General features: G+C 63.3%; 17 protein-coding genes. 3 read left to right on the top strand and 14 right to left on the bottom strand.

What is annotated here, in order from left to right; genetic code table 11:
- Position 1 precedes the first annotated feature (1 nt).
- Together DB708_RS21260 and DB708_RS21255 are read right to left on the bottom strand one after the other, a co-directional pair.
- Positions 2-1237: a sodium-dependent bicarbonate transport family permease gene (locus DB708_RS21260; protein WP_108925515.1), complete on the bottom strand. Its 1236-nt coding sequence runs from the start codon at positions 1235-1237 to the stop codon at positions 2-4.
- A gap of 266 nt (positions 1238-1503) precedes the next feature.
- Positions 1504-1725, bottom strand: a complete 222-nt coding sequence (locus DB708_RS21255; RefSeq protein WP_108925409.1) for a hypothetical protein — start codon at positions 1723-1725, stop codon at positions 1504-1506.
- A gap of 528 nt (positions 1726-2253) precedes the next feature.
- Here DB708_RS21255 and DB708_RS21250 point away from each other — a divergent pair.
- Positions 2254-3606, top strand: a complete 1353-nt coding sequence (locus DB708_RS21250) for a salicylate synthase (RefSeq protein ID WP_108925407.1) — start codon at positions 2254-2256, stop codon at positions 3604-3606.
- A 3-nt stretch (positions 3607-3609) separates the two neighbouring features.
- Here the strand turns inward: DB708_RS21250 and DB708_RS21245 are convergent, their stop codons facing one another.
- From DB708_RS21245 to DB708_RS21210, 8 genes are all read right to left on the bottom strand, one after another.
- Positions 3610-4557, bottom strand: a complete 948-nt coding sequence (locus DB708_RS21245; protein ID WP_108925405.1) for a MerR family transcriptional regulator — start codon at positions 4555-4557, stop codon at positions 3610-3612.
- Positions 4558-4564: 7 nt separating this feature from the next.
- Entirely contained in the window at positions 4565-6067 is a 1503-nt protein-coding gene (locus tag DB708_RS21240; protein ID WP_108925513.1) for a flavin-containing monooxygenase, read from the bottom strand.
- Positions 6064-6984, bottom strand: a complete 921-nt coding sequence (locus tag DB708_RS21235) for a reductase (RefSeq protein ID WP_108925403.1) — start codon at positions 6982-6984, stop codon at positions 6064-6066. The genes DB708_RS21240 and DB708_RS21235 overlap by 4 nt, the downstream gene beginning before the upstream one ends.
- 25 nt (positions 6985-7009) lie before the next feature.
- Positions 7010-7870 (bottom strand): SDR family NAD(P)-dependent oxidoreductase, encoded by an 861-nt coding sequence (locus tag DB708_RS21230; RefSeq protein ID WP_108925401.1) that lies wholly within the window; start codon positions 7868-7870, stop codon positions 7010-7012.
- Positions 7871-7872: 2 nt separating this feature from the next.
- Positions 7873-8886: an alpha/beta hydrolase gene (locus DB708_RS21225; protein WP_108925399.1), complete on the bottom strand. Its 1014-nt coding sequence runs from the start codon at positions 8884-8886 to the stop codon at positions 7873-7875.
- Between the two features lie 95 nt (positions 8887-8981).
- Complete coding sequence (locus DB708_RS21220) at positions 8982-9497, bottom strand: SCO family protein (RefSeq protein WP_108925398.1); 516 nt, start codon at positions 9495-9497, stop codon at positions 8982-8984.
- The gene (locus DB708_RS21215) at positions 9490-11010 is read right to left on the bottom strand and encodes a linalool dehydratase/isomerase domain-containing protein (protein ID WP_133251041.1); all 1521 of its coding nucleotides are present in this window, start codon (positions 11008-11010) and stop codon (positions 9490-9492) included. Before DB708_RS21215 ends, DB708_RS21220 begins: the two co-directional genes overlap by 8 nt.
- A gap of 72 nt (positions 11011-11082) precedes the next feature.
- A complete protein-coding gene (locus DB708_RS21210) occupies positions 11083-11535 on the bottom strand; it encodes a nitroreductase family deazaflavin-dependent oxidoreductase (RefSeq protein WP_108925394.1) in 453 nt (150 codons plus the stop codon).
- 476 nt (positions 11536-12011) lie between these two features.
- Here DB708_RS21210 and DB708_RS21200 point away from each other — a divergent pair, with 476 nt between their 5' ends.
- Entirely contained in the window at positions 12012-13142 is a 1131-nt protein-coding gene (locus DB708_RS21200; RefSeq protein ID WP_235616878.1) for an oxidoreductase, read from the top strand.
- Positions 13143-13148: 6 nt separating this feature from the next.
- Here the strand turns inward: DB708_RS21200 and DB708_RS21195 are convergent, their stop codons facing one another.
- The 3 genes from DB708_RS21195 to DB708_RS21185 form a co-directional block, all read right to left on the bottom strand.
- On the bottom strand, positions 13149-15839 hold the full coding sequence (locus tag DB708_RS21195) for an MMPL/RND family transporter (protein ID WP_235616877.1): 2691 nt from the start codon (positions 15837-15839) through the stop codon (positions 13149-13151).
- 47 nt (positions 15840-15886) lie between these two features.
- Positions 15887-16330, bottom strand: a complete 444-nt coding sequence (locus tag DB708_RS21190) for an MmpS family transport accessory protein (protein WP_108925390.1) — start codon at positions 16328-16330, stop codon at positions 15887-15889.
- A 305-nt stretch (positions 16331-16635) separates the two neighbouring features.
- A complete protein-coding gene (locus DB708_RS21185; RefSeq protein WP_108925509.1) occupies positions 16636-17061 on the bottom strand; it encodes a hypothetical protein in 426 nt (141 codons plus the stop codon).
- 207 nt (positions 17062-17268) lie between these two features.
- Between DB708_RS21185 and DB708_RS21180 the strand changes: the two genes are divergently transcribed.
- Positions 17269-18717 (top strand): FAD-binding oxidoreductase, encoded by a 1449-nt coding sequence (locus DB708_RS21180; RefSeq protein ID WP_108925388.1) that lies wholly within the window; start codon positions 17269-17271, stop codon positions 18715-18717.
- Between the two features lie 75 nt (positions 18718-18792).
- Here the strand turns inward: DB708_RS21180 and DB708_RS21175 are convergent, their stop codons facing one another.
- Positions 18793-20427, bottom strand: a complete 1635-nt coding sequence (locus DB708_RS21175; protein ID WP_108925386.1) for a (2,3-dihydroxybenzoyl)adenylate synthase — start codon at positions 20425-20427, stop codon at positions 18793-18795.
- Positions 20428-20468: the final 41 nt, after the last annotated feature.

The raw sequence follows: 20468 nt of genomic DNA, 5'->3' as shown, positions 1-20468 counted from the left end.
CTCAGACGCCGAACCATCGTTCGATGACGCGGGCAATCTCGATGTAGAGCGGGATTCCGATGGTGACGTTGTAGGAGAATGTCAGACCCAGTGACGCGGCCAGCGGCAGTGTCGGGCTGGCTTCCGGGATCGCCAATCGTTGGACCGCGGGAACCGCGATGTAGGACGCCGCACCGCACAAGACCGCGAACAGCACATAGGTGCCCGTCTTGAAGCCGGTGTTTGTCAGGCTGGCGTAGCCGCAGGCGACGAAGATCCCCAGCGTCGCAAAGACATTCGGAGCCAGCAGCGCAAAGAAAATGAAGCCGGGTCCCGCCGTTCTGAGGTCTTTCAACTTGCGGGAGGCCGTCATGCCCATCTCGAGCAGGAACAGACACAGCACGCCCTGGAATGCCAAGACGAAGAACTTGTCATCGTCTTGCACGACCTTTTGACCCTGCAGGCCACTGACGAGACCGATCACAATGCCGCCGATCAGCAGCACCAGCCCGGGGTTGAGAAAGACCTCCTGGAAAAGCTCACGGGAGAAGATGGACGGCTTCTTGCCGGTCTTCGCGGCCGGACTCACGTCGAGTTCCTCGGTGCGCTCGCCCTTTTCCAGCGAAAGCTCGAGTTCCTCCTCGACCGCCAGTGCACGTTCGGACTCCAAGCTCTGGCCGTGTCCGGGCCGTGCCGCGGTGCCGGGCCCGACCCCGACCTTTACCGTTATGTAGTCCGGCTCGTCGGCCATGTTGCCTGCCGCGTCCATTCCCCGGTGCCGCAGCCCGGCCACCAGGTATAGCGCCACCAGACAACCGGGAATCTCCATGACGGCCAACATCACCGGCATGTAGGCATTGAAGGAGATGTTCACCGCTGCCAGCACAGCCACGCAGGTGGCAAACGTCCCGGCCGAGTCCGACCCGTAATAGCCGGCAATGGTTGCCCGGTCGATTTTGCACAATTTCGTCAGCCAACCGAGCAGGAAATAGGCGATAACGCCGATCACGAAGTTGAGCACGAAGCCCAACACCATGAATCCGACGATCGCCCCGACGCTGGAGGCACTGACCTCAGCGAGTTCCTCACCTCCGTGCCAGCCGATAGCCAGCAGCAGGTACATGGTGAGGCCTTGATAAATCACATAGGGGAACTCAAATCGGACTTTCAAGATCGGAATGAGGAATCCGAAGTAGAAGAAAAGCAGAAGTGGTTTGAACAGGTTATGCGTGAAGTTTTGCCAGAACTCTTGCAGCATGGGGCCTCTCATCATCTGTCCGGTGGCCCGGGGGAAGCATTGTCCGCAAGCGGCGGCGACCACGAACATCCCGACGACCGTGGAAAATTTAGCCCCGTAGCTGTGAAACCGCCACTCGAATTGGGCCCGAAATGTGCATGTCGCTCCAAGCCGCGCTGAAATGGCCGCGAAAGGTAAAACCCATGGTCACAGCGGTGCTGGTGGGAGCCGGTAAGCTGAGATTAGCGTGAATCTGGTGTGAGTTGCCTGTGCATTCGCTGTCAGAATTAGCGCGTCGTCGTTCCGCCGGAAAGTAGCGAGGGCCGGACCCCGGCGCCTCGTTTGCGGTGCGTCACTGACAGCCACGCCGACGGCGAGTAATGCGTCGTAATCTCTTCGAATCCATCGACCCGGGAAACTGTCAGGACGCCTGTCTCTTGGTTAATTTCGAGCTCGTCGCCGTCGGACGCCTGGACTTCCTCGCCGTTCGCGAGCCTGATCACGAACATATTGTTCCTCTCGATCCGTGGAGGGATAGCTGGCGATCGGGCGTTAGCTGGGCAATTGGTAACCCGGTCGGATTAAAGTCTGGCTACGCCTTTCTGTCATAAGTCCTATGCGGCGTCTGGTGCGATCCCCGCAGCCCCAATGCGCCGGAGTACGTGACGGAAGTTCGTTGTGCCCTCGCTGAGCTTGGCGAGTCGCTGCGCAAACCAGCTTTGTGGGGAGAACTCAGGTTATGGTAGCCCGTCGTGCAGGGACCAGTAGGTAAACGATCTGGAAACGTTTGGCCGACGCGGCGCCGCGCCCAGCGCGCTCATTTCTGCCGCACAACCTCTTGTTTTCTAGTCTCTAGCTGAGGAAACGGTGTCAGGGGAGACAGCCGTCGGCTACCACCGCAACGCCCCGACGGGGGTGCCGTGACAACGGCCGATGCTTTAACTCCACGCGATGCTTACCGAGCGCGCAGCTAAGGAGACCGAGCACACACAACCTCTGCTTGGGGAGTTTCATAGGTTAGGCTACATTTACTAGCTGTGACCGAGGCCAGCGTCGAGACAACACCCATTGGCATCACGTCGGTGCCGATTCCCCTTCCCGCGCATATCGACCCGGCCGACCTGGCAGCTCAGCTCGCCACGGTCCTGCCCGAGCGACTCGGCGAGGAGTACTTGCTCTACGAGAACTCCGGTCAATGGGTGTTGGCCAGCGGCGTCTACGCGATGATCGAGCTGGACAGCGACGAGCTGCGGGTCATCCGTGACGGCGTGACGCAGCACCAACAGTGGTCCGGGCGACCAGGATCGGTCTTGGGCGAAGCCATTGATTGTCTGTTGCTGGAAACCGATCAGCTTTTCGGCTGGATCGCATTCGAATTCGGTGTCTACCGCTATGGACTACAGCAGCGGTTGCCACCCGGTACGCCGCTGGCGCGATTGTTCTGGCCCAGTTCCCGCATCGTGGTGAGCCAGGACGGAGTATCCCTTACCGATGCGGCGGAGAACCACCGCGACGCGGTGCTCCAAATACTGCGTGAGGGCGTGCCTAACCCGCGCGAAACCCGCGAGATCGACATCACCGCCGACGGGTCGAACTACCGCGATCGCGTGACCACGGCCGTGAGCGAGATCGTCGCCGGCAAATACAACAAGGTGATCCTTTCCCGTTCGGTGGAAGTGCCTTTCGCACTGGACTTCCCGTCGACCTATCGACTGGGCCGTCGGCACAACACACCAGTGAGGTCGTTCTTGCTGCAGCTGGGTGGAATCCGTGCGCTGGGCTACAGCCCCGAACTCGTCACGGCTGTTCGTCGGGACGGCGAAGTGATCACCGAGCCGCTGGCCGGGACCCGCGCGCTCGGTCGCGGCCCTGTCCACGACCGCGAAGCTCGTGACGACCTGGAATCGAATTCGAAAGAGATTGTCGAGCATGCTATTTCGGTGCGCAGCTCGCTGCAGGAGATGAGCGAGATCGCCGAACCCGGAACGGCGGTGGTGACCGATTTCATGACCGTGCGGGAACGGGGGAGTGTGCAACACCTGGGCTCTACGGTCAGCGGGCGGCTGGATCCGTCCAGCGACCGGATGGACGCTTTGGAAGCTCTTTTCCCGGCGGTTACCGCGTCGGGCATCCCGAAGGGTGCCGGTGTCGAGGCGATCCTGCGTCTCGACGAAGGGCCGCGCGGGCTGTATTCCGGTGCGGTGGTGACCGTTTCAGCTGATGGTGCACTGGATGCCGCGTTGACGCTGCGGGCGGCTTACGAATACGACGGCACGACTTGGCTGCGGGCCGGTGCGGGAATCATCGAAGAGTCGCTTGCCGAGCGCGAATTCGAGGAAACCTGCGAGAAGCTGTCCACCCTGGCGCCGTATCTGATTGCGCGCCAGTAGTTCTCAGTTAGCCTTCTGTCGGCGTGCCGACAATTCGTCGGGAACCGGATCGGTCCCGGCTTCGGGTGAGCGTTCGAGATAGTCGGCGAGGATTCGGCTGGCCAATGACTCGATGTTCGACTCGATCGAGGACGCAAGCGTTGCCGTGACGGTCGCCACCGCCTGAGTGCGGAACCGGACCAGCATCGTGATCAGTTCGGCGATCTCGGCATCCGCGGGCAGCGCCTGGCCCGGTTTGATCTTGTCGATGACGTGTTCGGCGCCGGCACGCACCAGCAAGTCGCTGATCTTGTCGATCTCGGGCACGATCTGCTCGTGCAGGTCGACGAGCTTCTCCAATTCGACGCCGTAGCCCCGAATTTCGTTGAAAGCTTCGATCAGTTTGGGTCGGGTCACGGTGGCACGCTCGCCGTCTACCCGGATAACCTGCAGCGCGACCAGCCGCTTGAATGCGGTCGGGTCGTCGACGAGCGCCTCGGCGTCGGCGAGTGCCATGGTTTCCGGCTTCTCAGTGGTCCAGCTACCCACGATGGCCGTCTCCAGGCCCAACACGTCGCCGAGGTTCTTGCCTTCCTCCCACGCGCTGAGCATCTCCCGCACGTGCGAGATGTTGTAGCCGCGTTCGAGCATCGAGGTGATCAGTCGCAGCCGGGTCAGATGCGTGTCGTTGAACAGCGCGATGCGGCCGACCCGCAGTGGTCCGGGCAGCAGTCCGCGGTCGCGATAGACCCGGATGTTGCGGGTGGTGGTGCCGGCCAGCCGGGCCAGGTCGTCGATCCGGTATTCCCCGGACGCCGCGACGCCGTGCGGCTGGCGTGCGGCCGCGTCGAAAAGCTGTGAAACCGCGTTCTCGATAAAGTCTCGCGATTGGCGCCGAACGCGTTTGGGTGCCCGCCGCACGTTGTACAGGACGCTGGCGATGGTGCCGGGTTCCGGTCGGTTCTGCGCCATCTGTGCCTCAGGCCGAGGAGGTGACGCGCGCCGTGGCCCGGCGTGCCACCGCTTGGTAGTCCGCGTAGCGGAAATCACTCATCTGGCGAAGATACTGCGTCGCGAAGCCAGGGTACATGGACCCATTGAACCCGTCCTTGGTGAGATACCAACTGCGGCAACCTGACATCCAGGTCGTCTTGGTGAGCCGGCGCTGGATGTTCTCGTTGTGGCGCAGTTGGACATCTTCGCGCACATCGAGATAGCGCAGGTCGTCGTCGAGGATGGTGCGGATGCCGCGCACCGCGTAATCGAGCTGGCCTTCGATGTAGACCAGCAGCGAGTTGTGACCCGGCCCCGAATTGGGGCCGGTCATGAAGAACAGGTTCGGATAGCCGTGCGCATTGATGCTCTTGTAAGCCTGTGCGCCGGCGGCCCATTGGTCGGCCAGCGATCGGCCGTGCAGACCGGTGACGGCGAACGGCGGGCCGGTGAGGTGGACGTCGTAGCCCGTTGCGAACACGATGCAGTCGAGGTGGTGTTCGATGCCGTCGCTGGTGCGGATACCTGCGGGGCTCAGCGTCGCGATCGGCCAGCAGACCAGCTTGCAGTTGTCGCGCTGCAGCGCGGGGTAGTAGTCGCTGGAGACCAGCATGCGCTTGCATCCGGGAGCGAAGTCGGGCGTCAGCTGCCGGCGTAACCACGGGTCTTTGACCTGAGCGCGCAGATTGACCTGGCCCAATCGCGCCACCAGCGAGGTGAGCGGGGTGTCCCACACTAGCGCGGTGGCACTGGCTTCATGGCCCCAGAACAGCGCCTGGCGGGCAAGTTGCTGGATGGCAGGAACTTTGGCGAACAAGGCTTGCACCGCCGGCGGCGTCGCCACGTCCAGGCGCGGCAGCACCCAGCCGGGGGTGCGCTGGAACACCTTGACGAACCCGGCCTGCTTGACCAGTTCGGGAATGATCTGGATGGCGCTGGCGCCGGTACCGATGACGGCGACGCGCTTGTCGGTGAAGTCGTAGTCGTGATCCCAGCGGGCACTGTGGATCTTGTGGCCCCGGTAGGTGTCCAGGCCGCGGATATTGGGGAAGCTGACATCCGACAGCGGGCCGGATGCCAAGACGACGGTGCGAGCCCGAAAGCGCTTGCGGTTCCTGGTCTTGGCCGTCCACACGCCGGCAGCCTCATCGAAGGTCAAGTCACTGACCTCGTGTTTGAACCGGATGTGGCGGCGGATGTCGAATTTGGTCGCCACGTCCTCGAGGTGGCGACAGATTTCCGGGGCGGGTGAGTACGTCCGCGACCACGTCGGATTCTTCACGAACGAGTACGAGTAGAGCAACGACGGGACGTCGCAGCTGGCCCCCGGATAGGTGGTGTCGCGCCAGGTTCCGCCCACCCGGTCGGCGCGCTCCAGGATGACGATGTCGCTAATACCGGCCTCGGCCAACCGGATTGCGGTCCCGAGTCCGGTGAAGCCGGCACCGATGATCAGCGTCGCGTAGGTGTGATCGTTTGCCATGGTCAGGCCGCCGGCTCGTGGGTGAGTTCCCGCGACCAGCTGGGCATCGGCCGCAGCAGCGGCTTGGGATAGAAATCCGACAGCCACACCATCGAATTGGCCAGGAGTTGATAGGGGTGGCGCGGATTGACCACCCACATGCCGTGCCGCTTGAGCAACTTGTAGGTAGGCACCCGCCGGGTACGTTCACCCCGATCGCCGAGTTGCTTGAAACGGTTGACCGCGTTGAACAATCGCTCCGAATCCATGCCCATGCCGGCCATCTCGTTGCGGACGCGGTTGAGCAGCGGTACGTACATGACCATCCCGAGAATCAGCCCCGGTGATGCGAAGCGGCCGACGAAGTCGATGGCCAGCCGGCGGGCCTTTGCGTTGCCGATCATCTCGAGCACCTCGAAATCAACCGCGATATGCCGTGATTCGTCATTGTTGATTTTCTCGAAAACCTGGTGGCAGACCGGGTCCTGCACGGATTCCAGCAGGAATTTCAGCAACGCACCGTCGAGCGCCACCTCCAGCATCGGGATCACGGTGCCCAGCACCGACAGCGGCATGTCGTCGGCGAACGTGTCCAGCCACTCGATGGCCAACCGGATGTTGACGTTGGGCGTGGGAATCTCGCCGTCCTCGAGCATGCCCCAGCGCTTCATCAGCGCCAGTTCCGCATTGGCGTGACGCTGCTCCTCGGCGTGGAAATACCGGTAGATTTCCGCGATTGTCGCGTTGGGCGCCTTCTTGGCGAGCGCCGCGAAGCCCCGGGCTCCGATGTTCTCGATCCAGCACAGGTCAGCCATGAAGGCCTTGAGCTTGGGCCGGAACTCGGGCCGAATGGTGTCGGTGCCCGGCGCGTCCCAGTCGATGTCGGCGAGCGCCCACTGCCGATCCTTGATTTTGGCGAGCATGGCTTCCATATCCATGGCCATAACAGTTTCCTTCCCCTCCGGTTTATCAGTGCATGTTCGCGCGGGATAGCAACCCGACCGCGCGGGTATATGACTGTGGGGCAATGCGTTTGATGTTCCAGCCGATCTTGGCATCGAGTTGCGGCATGCAGTAGAGCTCGCCGCGGTCATGTGCGTCCAGACAGGTTCGTGCCACTTTCTGCGCCGACAGGCCCGTCCAGCGCATCAGCTTGGCGGCGAGCTCGCCGGATTCCTGGGTGATCCGTCCCGATTCGACGATGTTGGTTTTGACGAACGTTGGGCACAGCACGGTGACCCGGACCGCGGTGCCGGACAATTCGGCGGCCAGCGTTTCGGAAAGCGAAAGCACACCGGCCTTGCTGACGTTATAGGCGGCCATGCCGGGTGCCGCGCCGAACGCGGCGGCCGAGGCGACGTTGATGATGCCGCGTGGGGCAACCGATGGCCCTGCCTCGCGCAGGATCGGGGTGAACACATGGCAGCCGTGTATCGGTCCCCACAAGTTGATGCCCAGGGCCCATGCCCAATCATCCAGGGGCACATCGCCGATCGCCGAACCGCCGGCGCCGACGCCGGCATTGTTGACGACCAGGGTTGGGGCGGCCCCGAAGAAGGACTGCGCTTGGTCGGCCAGCGTGCTCACGTCCTCGAATCGCGAGACGTCGCATCCGATCGCCACCGCTTTCGCGCCATGCTCGGCGATCGCGTCGACGGTCTGCTGCGCGGCGACTTCGTCGATGTCGCTGCAGACCACCGCTCCGCCGCGGCGCGCGAGCTCGACGGCGAACGCGGCGCCGATGCCGCTGCCGGCCCCGGTCACCACCGCCAACGCGTCGCGGCTGGTGCTTGTCGAATTGCCGAGCAGCTTGTCCAGTGGACCCAACATGGTCAGCCCACCTCGTCGGCGCGGGCATGCGCATCCTGCAGCGCGTGGGCGATGAACCGTGCCACATAGGCCATGGCCTTGGCGGCTTCCGGCGCCATTCGCGGAAGTGCCTGGAACACATGGACTTGGTGCGGCCACACCTGCAGCTCGCAGCGCCCGCCGGCCGCCAAGATATCGGCGGCCAGCCCTCGCGCGTCGTCCTGCAGCATTTCGGCGCCACCGGCCTGAACCAGGGTCGGGGGCAGCATCGCTCCGCCGGCGACGTCGAGCGTCAGGCGGGGGTGGGTGAGATCGATGCCCGGGTGATAGAGCGCGACCAGGCGGGCCGCGTCGCGCACCCGGATGGCGGGATCGCGGCGTATCCGCTCGCGTGCGAGTGACAGCGCGAAGGTCATATCGATCAGCGGTGAGAACAACACCAGCGCGGCCGGCGAGTTCGCGGCGACGTCGGGCTGCAACAGCATGTCGACCGTCAGGTGACCGCCCGCCGAATCACCGGCTACCACGATCTGTTTCGCGGGCACGCCGCAGGTGTCGACCAGCCAGTCCCAGCCCGCACGGACGTCGTCGGCAGCGGTGGGGAAGCGATGGCGCGGCGCCAGCCGGTAGTCGACGCTGAAGACCGGCAATCCGGTCAGCGACGACAGCCAGGATGTCAACCGCCGGTGGGTCTTTGGCGAACACACGGCGTAGCCGCTGCCGTGCACGTAGTAGATCGCACCCGCGTTTGTCGACGAGCGCGCAGCTTCGCTCGTCGGAGTGCGTGGCCCGTACACCCATTCGCCCTTGACCCGGCGGCCGTCGGGCAACCTGGTGTCGACCTGCTCGACGCGGGTGCCCGCCAGCGACGGGCCGAAGGTGGCCATGACCCGCGAGATCATCCGGCGGGACAGCCAAATTCCCCACCCGCGCTCGGGCGGCACCAGCCCGCTGAACGGCCGCAATGTGTAGGTGCTTACCGCTGCCGCGCCGCGAGACCGCAGTGACCCCCGGGCCGGGACGACAATGTCCGCCATGCAACGGAGTCAACCGTAAATGGTGACATTCGTCAATGGCAGCTTCAGGAAAACGCGCAGCGCTGCGGTCAGCGGGTCAGCCCAATGCGCGGCGCTCACTCAACAATCGACAACAAGGCCGTGGTCAGCTCGTCCTCCTCGACCGCATCGGTGAAGTGTGTCAGGTAGCAGCCATTGGGTCCAAGGACGTAGGTGAACGCCGAATGCGGCATCCGGTACCCGTCGGGTTCCCCCTGGTCGGAGACCTCGGTGGAAAATACCCGAAACGATCTCTTAGCCCACTCGATCTGCTGCGTCGAGCCGGTGAGACCGGTGAAGCGCGGATACGACGACGCGAGAAACTCTTTCATCACCGCAGGGGTGTCGCGTCGCGGGTCCACCGTGACGTAGAGCGGCTGTATGCGCTCGGCACGCGGACCCAGGCGATGGAGCACCACCGACAGTCGGGACAGAGCCCGCGGGCATATCGCTTTGCAGTGAGTGAAGCCGAAAAAGATGATGACGTACTTACCCCGGTAGGTCCGTCCGTTGACTTCGTGCCCGTTGTGGTCGATGAGATCGAATGTTCCGCGAACCGGGGGCGCGGCAAGCGTGGGGGAGGGCTCATTCATCGTTGGACCTACTTGTCGCCGGTATCTGAAGCTCGAAAGCCCTTGGCGCGCCTGGGGGTATCTCGACTCGGATGCCCGCCGCGGTTCTACTGATTTGAATATCCGCCGCACCGCCGGTGACGTCGGCTCCGTTTTCGCGCAGCGACCAAGGGGCTTGGTCCGCGACGTTACCGAGGACGACAAAGCCATCACCGCGTCGTTCGCCGTGTCGTTGGATGCGGAACTTCAGTATCCCGGAAGCCGGCGTGAACCGTGCCTGGCTTACCGAGATGTCCCCGGCGACAACGGTCAGCGCGGGCTCGGCGAAATGCGCTGTGCCCCAGGGCTGGTTGTATAACTTCCAGATGCCGTCCGGCACATTGAGTCGTGCGTATCCGAGTAGGACGTTGCCGGTGAGTGGCTCCATCAGGGTGCGGTTGCCGTGCGCGTCGCAGTCGGCGTCGTTTCTCGGGTAGTACAAGCCGCCGTCGCGCCAAGTGGGAGACATGTATCGGTCGGCGTGCGAAAGCAGCCCGTCTAACGTCGCAGCATCACCCATCTCGGATGCCCACGTCGCGACCCAGCCGAAATTGCACGAATCGGTGATCAGTTGTTGCCCCATAACCTCGACTTTTGGCTCGGGGTGCACGAACTTCGTCTGGTCGGGCCCGTCAACCAGCAAGTCCTTGACTTGACGGGGATAGTTGGCGCGCACGAAGTCTCGGTTCCACATGTTCATCAGCATCCCGCACCATGCGTCGACCCATGCCGACATCGGCCTGTTGGGGACCGTGGTGCGGGAGTCTTGGGCGAGGTACATGTTGTAGTGCCCCGTGGAGTCGAGTCGGCCGAACGTCGACCACGCCCGCTCGTAGCTGCGCGTTACCTCTGCCGCCACGTTTTCGCCGGTCACCAGATCGTGCAAGCGAAAGCCAAGGATCGCCGGCTGGTTGCATATTTGAAAGGCGCAATTCGGCTCGCAGGCGACGCCGAGATAACCGCTCTGGACCATCTGCCAATAGATGTGCTCGTTGAGTGAGTTCTGGTCATAGGTAAAACGTTTGGCCTCTCCACCCCAGAAGTAGGTCCAATGCTCGAACGTGATGGCATCGGGCTCCGCATAACGGGCATCGCCGAACAGGTAGTTGTACATCAATGTCATTGATTGGACATAGGCGCTGTACATGATGTTGTCACGGGCGACCGGATCCCACTCCTCGTGGTAACTCTCGGACAGGTGGGCGTTGAACACGGCACCGCCGCGGCTGACATCACGCCAATACAACCACACTTCAGGCAGGGTGATCTTTTCAATGAGGCGTTCAAAGATCGGCTTGAATGCTCCCGGCGCGTTTGGCAGTCGGTGCATATGAGTCAACGCCAACGCGTACGCCATGTAAGCCAATTGGAACCGCAGGCCACCGAAATCGAACTGACCAAGTCCTTTGCCCAACATCAAAGACCAGTCGTTGGGCAGTTGCCGCGAAAGGTTGTCGAAATGCCGAATGTGCCCGAGTTGTTCTACCGAAAGCACCGGAGCATCGCTGTCGGAGCTCGGTTTAAGCGCGGGGCGTGAAGTGTTGTCGACTGACATGGCCGCCCGAAGTCAATTCCGACGCTGCAGCGTGAACACCGGGATGGTGCGCGTGGTCTTGGTCTGGTACACCCCGAAATTCGGGGAGACGGACACCACCGCGTCGAACAGCGAATTGTGCTCTGCGCCCAGGGCTTCGCGAGCGGTGGCCTCGAACATTTCGGTACCCACCTCCAGGCGAACTTGCGCAGTGGCGCGCAAGTTGTGCACCCATGCCGGATCCTTCGGTGCGCCCCCACGAGAACCGATGACCACCATGGAGCCATCGATGGTGAAGTACGCCAGAACCGTTAGGCGCGACAGACCAGACTTGGCGCCGGTCGTGGTCAGCAACAACATGCCGATGTTTTCGAAGACGCCACCGACTTTGCCGTCGTTTTCCCGAAACTCGCGAATGATCTGCTCGTTGAAAGTATTCAGCGCGGCCGTATCCGTGCGGAATCGTTCGGGGTCAAACTCTTGCATCCTCGTCAGGCTAGAGCGCCTCGCACCGTGCATGGGCTCAGCAACCGATTAAAAACTAACGTTGTCAGCTACTGGGAGGCGATAGCGGAATGCCGGCGTCCGACCTGATTTCCGCCGGCCCGTTTCGCCTCGTACATCGCGGCGTCGGCGGCCTCTACCAGGCATTCGATGATCTGCCGTCCGGGGGCTTCAATCGACGCGCAGCGAGGTATTCCGACAACCAGTCGTAGTGGTCGGGTTGACGCCACCACACGCTGACCCAATGCATTTACCGACGCCCCCCGCCCTCGGTGGCAGCACACAACCGATGCGGCCGACCGAACCTTGGTCGTATGTTACGTATCGCTAGCAAACACGCCGGGGCTTTTCAGACAATGCGGCTCAGGGGCCCCGACCTGTGCAATTGCCGGCCGGGAACATTGTCGATGCCCGAAATGTTCTGGGTTGGCGCCAGCATGAAGGAAGAAGGCCGTCAAATGACGATGCGAGCTCAGGAATCGTATGAGCCGCTGTTCACGCCCGCGGTGGTCGGGCGAGTTGATTTGAAGAACCGTGTCGCCGTTGCTCCGATGACCCGGATAAGCGCCACCACCGAGGGTCTGGTCACCGAACGGAATGAGTCTTATTACGGTGTCTACGCCGACGGCGGCTTCGGGCTTCTACTCACCGAAGGTCTCTACCTCGACGAGCAGGCCAGCCAGGGCTACTTCTTCCAGCCTGGCATTGCCACGGCTGCTCACGCGCAAGCATGGCAACCGGTGGTTGAGCGCGTCCACGGGGCAGGCGCCAAGATCTTCGCCCAGTTGATGCACGCCGGCAGTCAATCGCAGGGCAATCCCCACACCGCCACGACTCTGGCCCCGTCTGCGGTACGTCCCAGGCGCGAACAGCTGGCGATGTACCGCGGGTCAGGGCCCTACCTGATCCCTGAAGAAATGACCCTTGAGCAAATCCACGAGGTGCGCCGGGCGTTCGTGACCGCCGCGACGCTGGCCCGAGATGCCGGCTTCGACGGTGTCGAGATCCATGGCGCCAATGGATATTTAATCGACGAGTTCCTCACCGACTACCTGAATGTCCGCACCGACCAATACGGCGGCAGTGTCGCGAACCGCGTTCGACTGGCCGCCGAGATCAGCCGCGACGTCGCGGCTGCAGTGGGCTCGGAGATCACCACCGGAATCCGCATCTCCCAAGGCAAAGTGTCCGACAATCGCCACCGCTGGGCTGGTGCGCAAGACGATGCTGCCGTCATTTTCTCCGCGTTGGCAGACACCGGCATCGACTACATCCACACCACCGAATATCGGGCTCTGGCACCGGCGTTCGATAGCAGGCCGGAAACCTTGGCCGAACTCGCCAAACAACACAGCGGCCTGACCGTCATTGCCAACGGGCATCTCGACGATCCCCGCGACGCCGCTGCCATCATCGGATCCGGATCTGCTGACGTGGTCGCCCTGGCTAAACCTGCTCTGGCTAACCGTAATTGGCCGCACCTGGTGCGTACCGGACAAAAGCTTGCCGGAGATCTGCCCGCCGACCTGTTCGGCCCCGTGGCCTCCATCAAGGACTGGGAACTGATCAGCCCGGACAACAGGCTTTGACGATGCCTAGTGCTGCGGCAGTGGGCGACTACGCACCAGCGTCGGCCACCAGAACCACGGCCCGAGGATTCGCAGAATGCACGGCACGACGAACGACCGCACGATCAAAGTGTCGAGCAGCAGACCAATACAGACGGTGGAACCCACCTGACCGATTGTTCGCAGATCGCTTGTCAGCATTGCCAGCATCGTGAACGCGAACACCAACCCCGCAGACGTCACCACGCCACCGGTGCTGCCCAGCGCGCGGATGAGACCGGTGTGGATTCCGGCGTGCAGCTCCTCTTTGACACGAAGGATCAGCAGTAGGTTGTAGTCCGATCCCACCGCCACCAAGATGATGAACGTGAGTGGCAATATCAACCAATGCAGGGGCAAGCCAATCAGGTGCTGCCAGACCAGTATTGAGAGCCCGAACGCTCCGGCGTAGGAGAAGGCCACCGTGCTGGGAATGACCAAGGCGGCCATCAGGCTTCGGGTGAGGAACAACATGATCAAGAAGATCAGCACGAAGGCGGCGATCGCCACGATCAGCAGATCGGACGCGGCGTATTGCTTGATGTCCTTGTTGGTTGCTCCGGAACCGCCGATATAAACTTTCGAGCCGGCCAGCGAAGTCTCTTTGAGCGCCACGGTTATTGCGTTGGGGAACTGTTGCACATGCTGTACGCCTTCGGGGCCATTGGCGTCCCCCTCGTGGGTGACGATGATCCGGGCGGCCTGGCCGTCCGGCGACATCAGCAGTTGCATACCGGTCTTGACGTCCTCGTTGTCGAAACCCTCGTGCGGGATGTAAAAGAAGTCGTCGCTGCGGGATTGGTCGAAGTCGAGCCCCACGTTGATCTGGTCGTCGAAGGTCTGCGAGGTCTGGGTGGACTGTAGCGACGACTGGCCGTAGGTGCTGACCAACAACGAGGCCAAAGCCTCCGAGTCGTCGGCCATCTTGTCCAGGCCGTCGATCGACTCGAACAGCGACCTGAATGCGTAGCAGACCGGAATGTCGAAACAGTGCCTCTCCCAATAGAAATAGCTGCGCATCGGCCGGAAGAAATCTTCGAGGTTGGCGAGGTTCGACCGCAACTCGTCGGTGACCTGCTGCATGTCCTCCATCGTGAGCACCGTTTTGTGCATCTCATCCGACATCGTCTGGAAGAAGCCGATTTCCTTGCGCAACACCGCGACCGTGTGCTGCGTGATCTGCGCCTGCTGGTCTGTATTGGCGTTTTGCTGCTGGTTGAACGGGAGCTGTTGGCCACTCCCGCTGCCTTGTGTGGTGAACAAGTAGGGAATGGTGGCGTGTTCCAAAGCTCGGCCCATGGGTCTGGTGATGCTTTGCACCATCGCAACACCGGGAAGGCGTTCGAGGGCCTTGGCCGCGCGGTCCAATGAGATGAAGTCACCCGAGTTCCGCATGTCGTGATCCGTTTCGATCATCAGCATCTCGGAGAACAGCTTGCTCTTCGGGAAGTGCCAATCGGCCGCCTGGAAACCCAGATTGGCGGGCGCGTTGTGCGGCTGGTACTGACGGTCGTCGTAGTTCTGCCGGTACGTCGGCACGAAGATCGCTCCGAGCAGCACGGCAGCGGTACTGGCGAACAGGACCGGCACCGGCCACCGGACCACGCTTGTCCCGATCCGCCGATACAGGTGCGCTTTGGCCTTGCTTTTCGGGTCGAAAAGCCCGAAAAGGCTGCCCACGGTCAAGAAGGCCGGGCCGAGCGTCAGCGCCGCCGCGATAGTGAACAGCATGCTGATCGCAACAGCCGGCCCCATGGTGTGGAAGTAGTTGAGTCGCGCGAACGTCAGGCAGTAACACGCCCCCGCGATCGTCAGCCCCGAGCCAAGGATGACGGGCGTGACGCTCTTGTATGCGGTGTAAAACGCCTCCTCCCGGCCTTCGCCGTCGTGCCGCGCCTCGTGATAGCGGCCGATCAGGAAGATGCCGTAATCGGTCCCCGCTCCCAGGGTGAGCGCAACGACGATGTTCACGGCGAACGACGAGAGTTCGATGTACCCGAGGTGCCCCAGAGTTGAGATAACCCCCTTCGCGATCAGCATCTCGAACAGCACTCCGGCCAACGGCACGAACAGGGTGACGATGGAGCGGTACACCAGCAGCAGCATTCCGATGATGAGGAAGATCGTCACGATCGTGATGTCGTTCAAGCTTGAATTCGCAATAGCCACCGTGTCGGAGGCGAGTGGCGCCGCGCCGCTGACGTAGACCTTGAGCCCGGGCGGCGGCGTGTCCTTCGCGACGATATCTCGAACGGCGGCAACGGATTCGTTGGCTTGCATCTGGCCGATATCGCCGGCGAGACGCAACAGTACGTATGAGCACTTGCCGTCGAGGCTCTGCGCCCCCGCCGCGGTGATTGGCTTGCCCCACAGATCCATCGCGTACTGCACGTGCTTGGGGTCTTGCTTGAACCGCCGCATCAAATCGTCGTAGTAGTGGTGATCCGCGTCGCCCAACGGCCGGTTGGCTTCCAGCACGATCATGGCCAAGCTGGTCGAGTTGGACTCGCGGAACTTCGCACCGATGGACAGCAACGCCCGTTGCGACGGCGCGTAGTGCGGGACGACCGGCCCCGCCAGTTCTTCTGCGACCCGCTCTACCTGGGGCATGAAGGTATTCGTCGACACCGCGAGGAGGGCCCAAAAGGCGATGATCGGTATCGCCAGAGCGCGAACCATTCTTGGCACCAAGGGTCGTTTTACCCGAGGCTCTGCCTGGTGCTCGCTCACGCGGATTTCGCCAGGCAAAAGACGTGTGCATCCTGATTGATATCGGACTGTTCAGCACGGATTACGCCATTCACCCGCAGCCGGCAGCCGACTTGACCACCTTGAACCTGCGCCGAGATGCTGCCCGACACCACCGTGAGTGTGGTCGCCTCCGTGTGCGACCACGGCAAGGTCGTCAGATCAACCCGATGCGGATGCCCGCTGACGTCGACCCAAACGAGCATCCCGCCTTGCCCGACGGATCCGAACAACTCGTAGGTGAGCCGCTTGATGCTGAACTCCGGCGGTGCTGCCGGCTGATTGACGGTGATGACGGGTTCGGGATTGGAGGACTCGTGCACCTTCCACATGCAGACAGCCCCCACGGCGACCGCTACGACGGCTACCAACGGCATCCAGACTCGCGCCAACACAGTTCTGCCGACCGAACGAGGGCTCATTCGATCACCTTCTCGATCTCGGGTTCAGACCTTGCGCTCGCATCCGACTCCGCCCTCGCGCCGCCCAGATAGTAGACGGTCATGTGCCCAATTCCATGGACTGATCGTCAAGAGTAGCGGCTTTGCGCCAAAACGAGAACACGATGACCACGGACGTTGCCACCCGCCGGAGCTCACGGCAAGACGGGCGCGCTTGGTCAGGCCGACGGCATCACCAATTGACGCGACAATCCGTTTTGCTGATGGCGCTGCCGACGGCGTGAAAAGGCGCGTTAATCACGTGTCGGCGACGCACATACCGTTGCTCAGGACAATTCCCGGAGGCGCCGTTTCAGCCGCACGTGGCGGAGAATCTGCGTCGTGAAATTGATGGAGGCCAGCATCGGGAACACCCCGAGGAAGGTCCGTTCGGAGGGCGTCGCTCCGTGCAAGTGGTAAAGGCTGCCAAACACGTAAAAGCATCCCACCATGAATAAAGCGCCGGGGATGCAGAACGTCATCAGGGAACTACGGTCGGCAACGATTTGCTTCGCATAATTCAGCTCGTCCTCCGACATCGGTTCGCGTTTACGCACCTTTTTGGTAATCGCTTTGGCGATTCCAATCTCGTTGCTGATCGGAGTGGCAGGCCGGTCTCCCAGGCGTTTCACGTGGACGGCAGCAACGGCGGCGAACACCAGCGCCAGCGCCAAGGTGAGGACGGTCATCAGTCCATACAAACCCTGCGCCATGCTGTCGCTCCTTTGCTCCGCGGTGTTGTGGACGCGAGCGATCACTAGCTTAGGCCTGGGTCCGGTGCTGTGGGAATCGCTGCCAGCGTTGGGTCAGGCGACGGTAACGGTTCGGGCTCGTTTCGGTTATGCCTGCGCACGTCGGGCGCTGCCGCCGATCCCGCGGTTGAACAATTCGGGACATGACGCAATCGCGGAAGTCCGACGATGGCGCGTGAGATCTCGCGGCAGACGTTTCTGCGTGGTGCGGCCGGAGCGTTAGCGGCCGGTGCTGTTTTCGGCACCGGCCGGCTCGGCTCGGCCCCCGCTGCCGCCGCGCCGAATGCCACTGGCTGGGACGGACTTTCGACCGCTCTCGGCGGGAAAGTGCTGCTCCCGGACAGCCCGCAATTCGGGGCGGCCAAGCAGGTGTTCAACACCAACTACAACGGCTTCACTCCGGCGGCGATCGTCACCCCCACATCGGCGGCGGATGTGCAGAAGGCGATGGCCTTCGCGACCGCCAACCACCTCAAGGTCGCTCCGCGCAGTGGTGGGCACTCCTACATCGGCGCGTCGACGGCGAACGGCGCCATGGTGTTTGACCTGCGCCAGCTACCCGGCGGAATCAACTACGACGCCGCCACCGGCCAGATCACGGTGACGCCGGCGACGAGTCTGTACGCGATGCACGAGACGCTCGCAGGCGCCGGCCGCGGCCTGCCCACGGGTACCTGCCCATCGGTCGGTGCGGCCGGACACGCCCTGGGCGGCGGGATGGGCGCCGATTCCCGGCATGCCGGCCTGCTCTGTGACCAGTTGACGTCGGCCACGGTGGTGGTGCCCGGCGGCCAGGCGGTTACCGCGTCCGCCAACAGCAATCCCGACCTGTTCTGGGCGCTGCGCGGCGGCGGTGGCGGCAACTTCGGGGTGACCACCTCAATGACCTTCAACACGTTCGCCACCCACGACGTCGACGCCGTGAACCTCAACTTCCCGGCGCAGTCGTTCGCGCAGGTTCTCGTCGGTTGGGCCAACTGGCTGCGTACCGCCGACCCCAACAGCTGGGCATTGGCGGACAGCACCACCGACGGGATGGGCACGCAGTGTCGCATTCTCGCCACCTGCCCGGCTGGGTCGGGCCCCAGCGTGGCGAAGGCGATCGTCGCGGCCGTCGGGTTGCAACCGAGCGGGACCGACAACCACACGTTCAACCGCATGGATTTGGTGAGGTATCTGGCCGTCAACAACCTCAACCCGGCCCCGCTCGGGTATGTCGGCGGATCGGACGTCTTTCCGAGTCTCACCCCGGCCGCCGCGCAGGGAATCGCCGCCGCGGTCAACGCATTTCCGCGCGGCGCGGGCCGGATGCTGGCCATCATGCACGCCCTCGACGGAGCGTTGGCCACCGTGGCGCCGGGAGCCACCGCGTTTCCCTGGCGCCGCCAGGCCGCGCTGGTGCAGTGGTATGTCGAGACCGGTGACCCGGCGGCGGCGGCCAATTGGCTCAGCACGGCTCACCAAGCGGTGCAAGCGTATTCGGCTGGCGGCTATGTGAATTACATCGAGCCGAACCAGCCGCCCGCGCGCTACTTCGGCCAGAATCTCTCCCGGTTGTCGGCGGTACGACAGAAGGTCGACCCCGGCCGGGTCATGTTCTCCGGCCTGAACTACTAGCCGCCCGGGGCGCTCCGCCGTCGTTGAGTGTGCACTGATGGCGCCGAGTGTGCACTCGATGTCCCCAGAGCTCGACTACGCGGCGCCGACCTGACGGACGATCGCCTTCTTGTCGATCTTCCCGATCGGTGTGGTGGGCAGCGCCGGCATCGCAACCAACATGTCGGGCCGCGAGTGCGCGGCGACCCCACGCTGATCGAGATATGCGTTCAGCTCGGCCAGGCCGATCGGCTCACCGGTGAAAACAACTGCGGCGCAGATCTTTTCACCGAGATAGGGATCCGGCAGCGGCACCGCGGCGGCCGAGAAGATCGTCGGGTGACTTAGCATCTGCTCTTCGAGGTCCCCGGCGGCGATCGTTTCACCCGCGCGGGTGATGACGTCCTTAACCCGGCCGGTCACCACCAGGTAGCCGTCTTGTCGCCGACGGACCAGGTCGCCGCTGCGATAGAAGCCGTTGGGGTCGAAGCTGCGTTGATTGTCGCGCTCGGCGCGGAAGTAGCCGTTAAGGGTGTAAGGGCCGCGCACCAGCAGCTCACCCTCTTCGCCCGGCGCCACCGGCTCACCCGCGCCGTCCACGATCCGAAGTTCGTCGGCCACGCACAGTGGGCGGCCGACAGTGTTGTCAACCACGTCCGCCGGGTCCTCGAGGCGGGTGTAGTTCAGCAGCCCCTCGGCCATCCCGAACACCTGTTGCAGCCCGGGAGTCAGCGTCTCGCGGATCCGGCGGGCGTCGTCGGGTTCCAGCCGCGCTCCGCCGACCTGCAAGAGCCGCAATGTCTTTGGTGTCACCGGCTCCCAGTCGCAGGCTTGCGCCCACAGCTTGGCCAAGGCGGGGACCAGGGCGGTGACCGTGACGCCGTGACGCGCGATCGTGTCGAAGGCGGCTTCGGGGCTGGGATCGGTGCCGAACACCGTGCAAGCGCCGACCGTCATCGCGCCGAGCAGGCCCGGACAGGCCAGCGGGAAGTTGTGGCCCGCCGACAACAGCACCAGATAGATGTCGTCGGAGCGCAGGCCGCACAGCTCAGCGCTGGCGGACGCGTTGAACACGTAGTCGTCGTGCGTGCGGGGGATCAGCTTGGGCAGGCCGGTGGTGCCGCCGGAAACCAGCAGCAGCGCAGGCGATTCCGTGTCCGCCGGCGGCAGGGCCTCGGCGCGGGTGGCCGACTCGCACAGCTGCGTCCACGACACGAACGACTGGGGATCACCGTCGACGATGACGTGCCGCAGGTGAGGGTGTGCCCGGACAAGCTTGCGCGCCATCTCCCGGTAGTCGAAACCGTTGGCGGTATCGGCGATCAGTAAACCGGTGGCCTCGCTGACCGAGGCGAAGTGACTCAACTCCGCCGCGCGATGGCCCGGCAGACACATGACCGGGGTCGCCCCGGCCCGCAACAGCCCGAACAGCGCCACCGCGAACTGCGAGCCGTTGGGCAGCTGCAGCAATACCCGGTCGCCCGGCGCGATGCCCACAGCGCGCAGCCCCACCGCGGCGCGGTGAGCCCGCTCGTCGAGTTCGGCGAACGTCATCCCTTGTTCGCCGGAGGCTTCGACTACCGCGAGTTTGCTCGGCCAGCGCGCAGCCGCCTCGGTCAGGACGGAGTCCAGGGGTCGGCCCGCCCAATAACCAGCCGCGCGGTAGGCGTCGGCGCGGTCGGCCGGGAAGGGCACAAAACCGTCGATCGGTTGCGCTGTGTTCGGGATCACCGGGGCTCCTTAGAGGGGGCTTGGTAGCAAAGGCGCCGGGA

This window comes from Mycobacterium montefiorense, from assembly GCF_003112775.1.
GTDB classification, from domain to species: Bacteria; Actinomycetota; Actinomycetes; order Mycobacteriales; family Mycobacteriaceae; genus Mycobacterium; species Mycobacterium montefiorense.
Note: the sequence above shows the minus strand (reverse complement) of the source record. Positions and strands in the feature narration are given on the sequence as shown.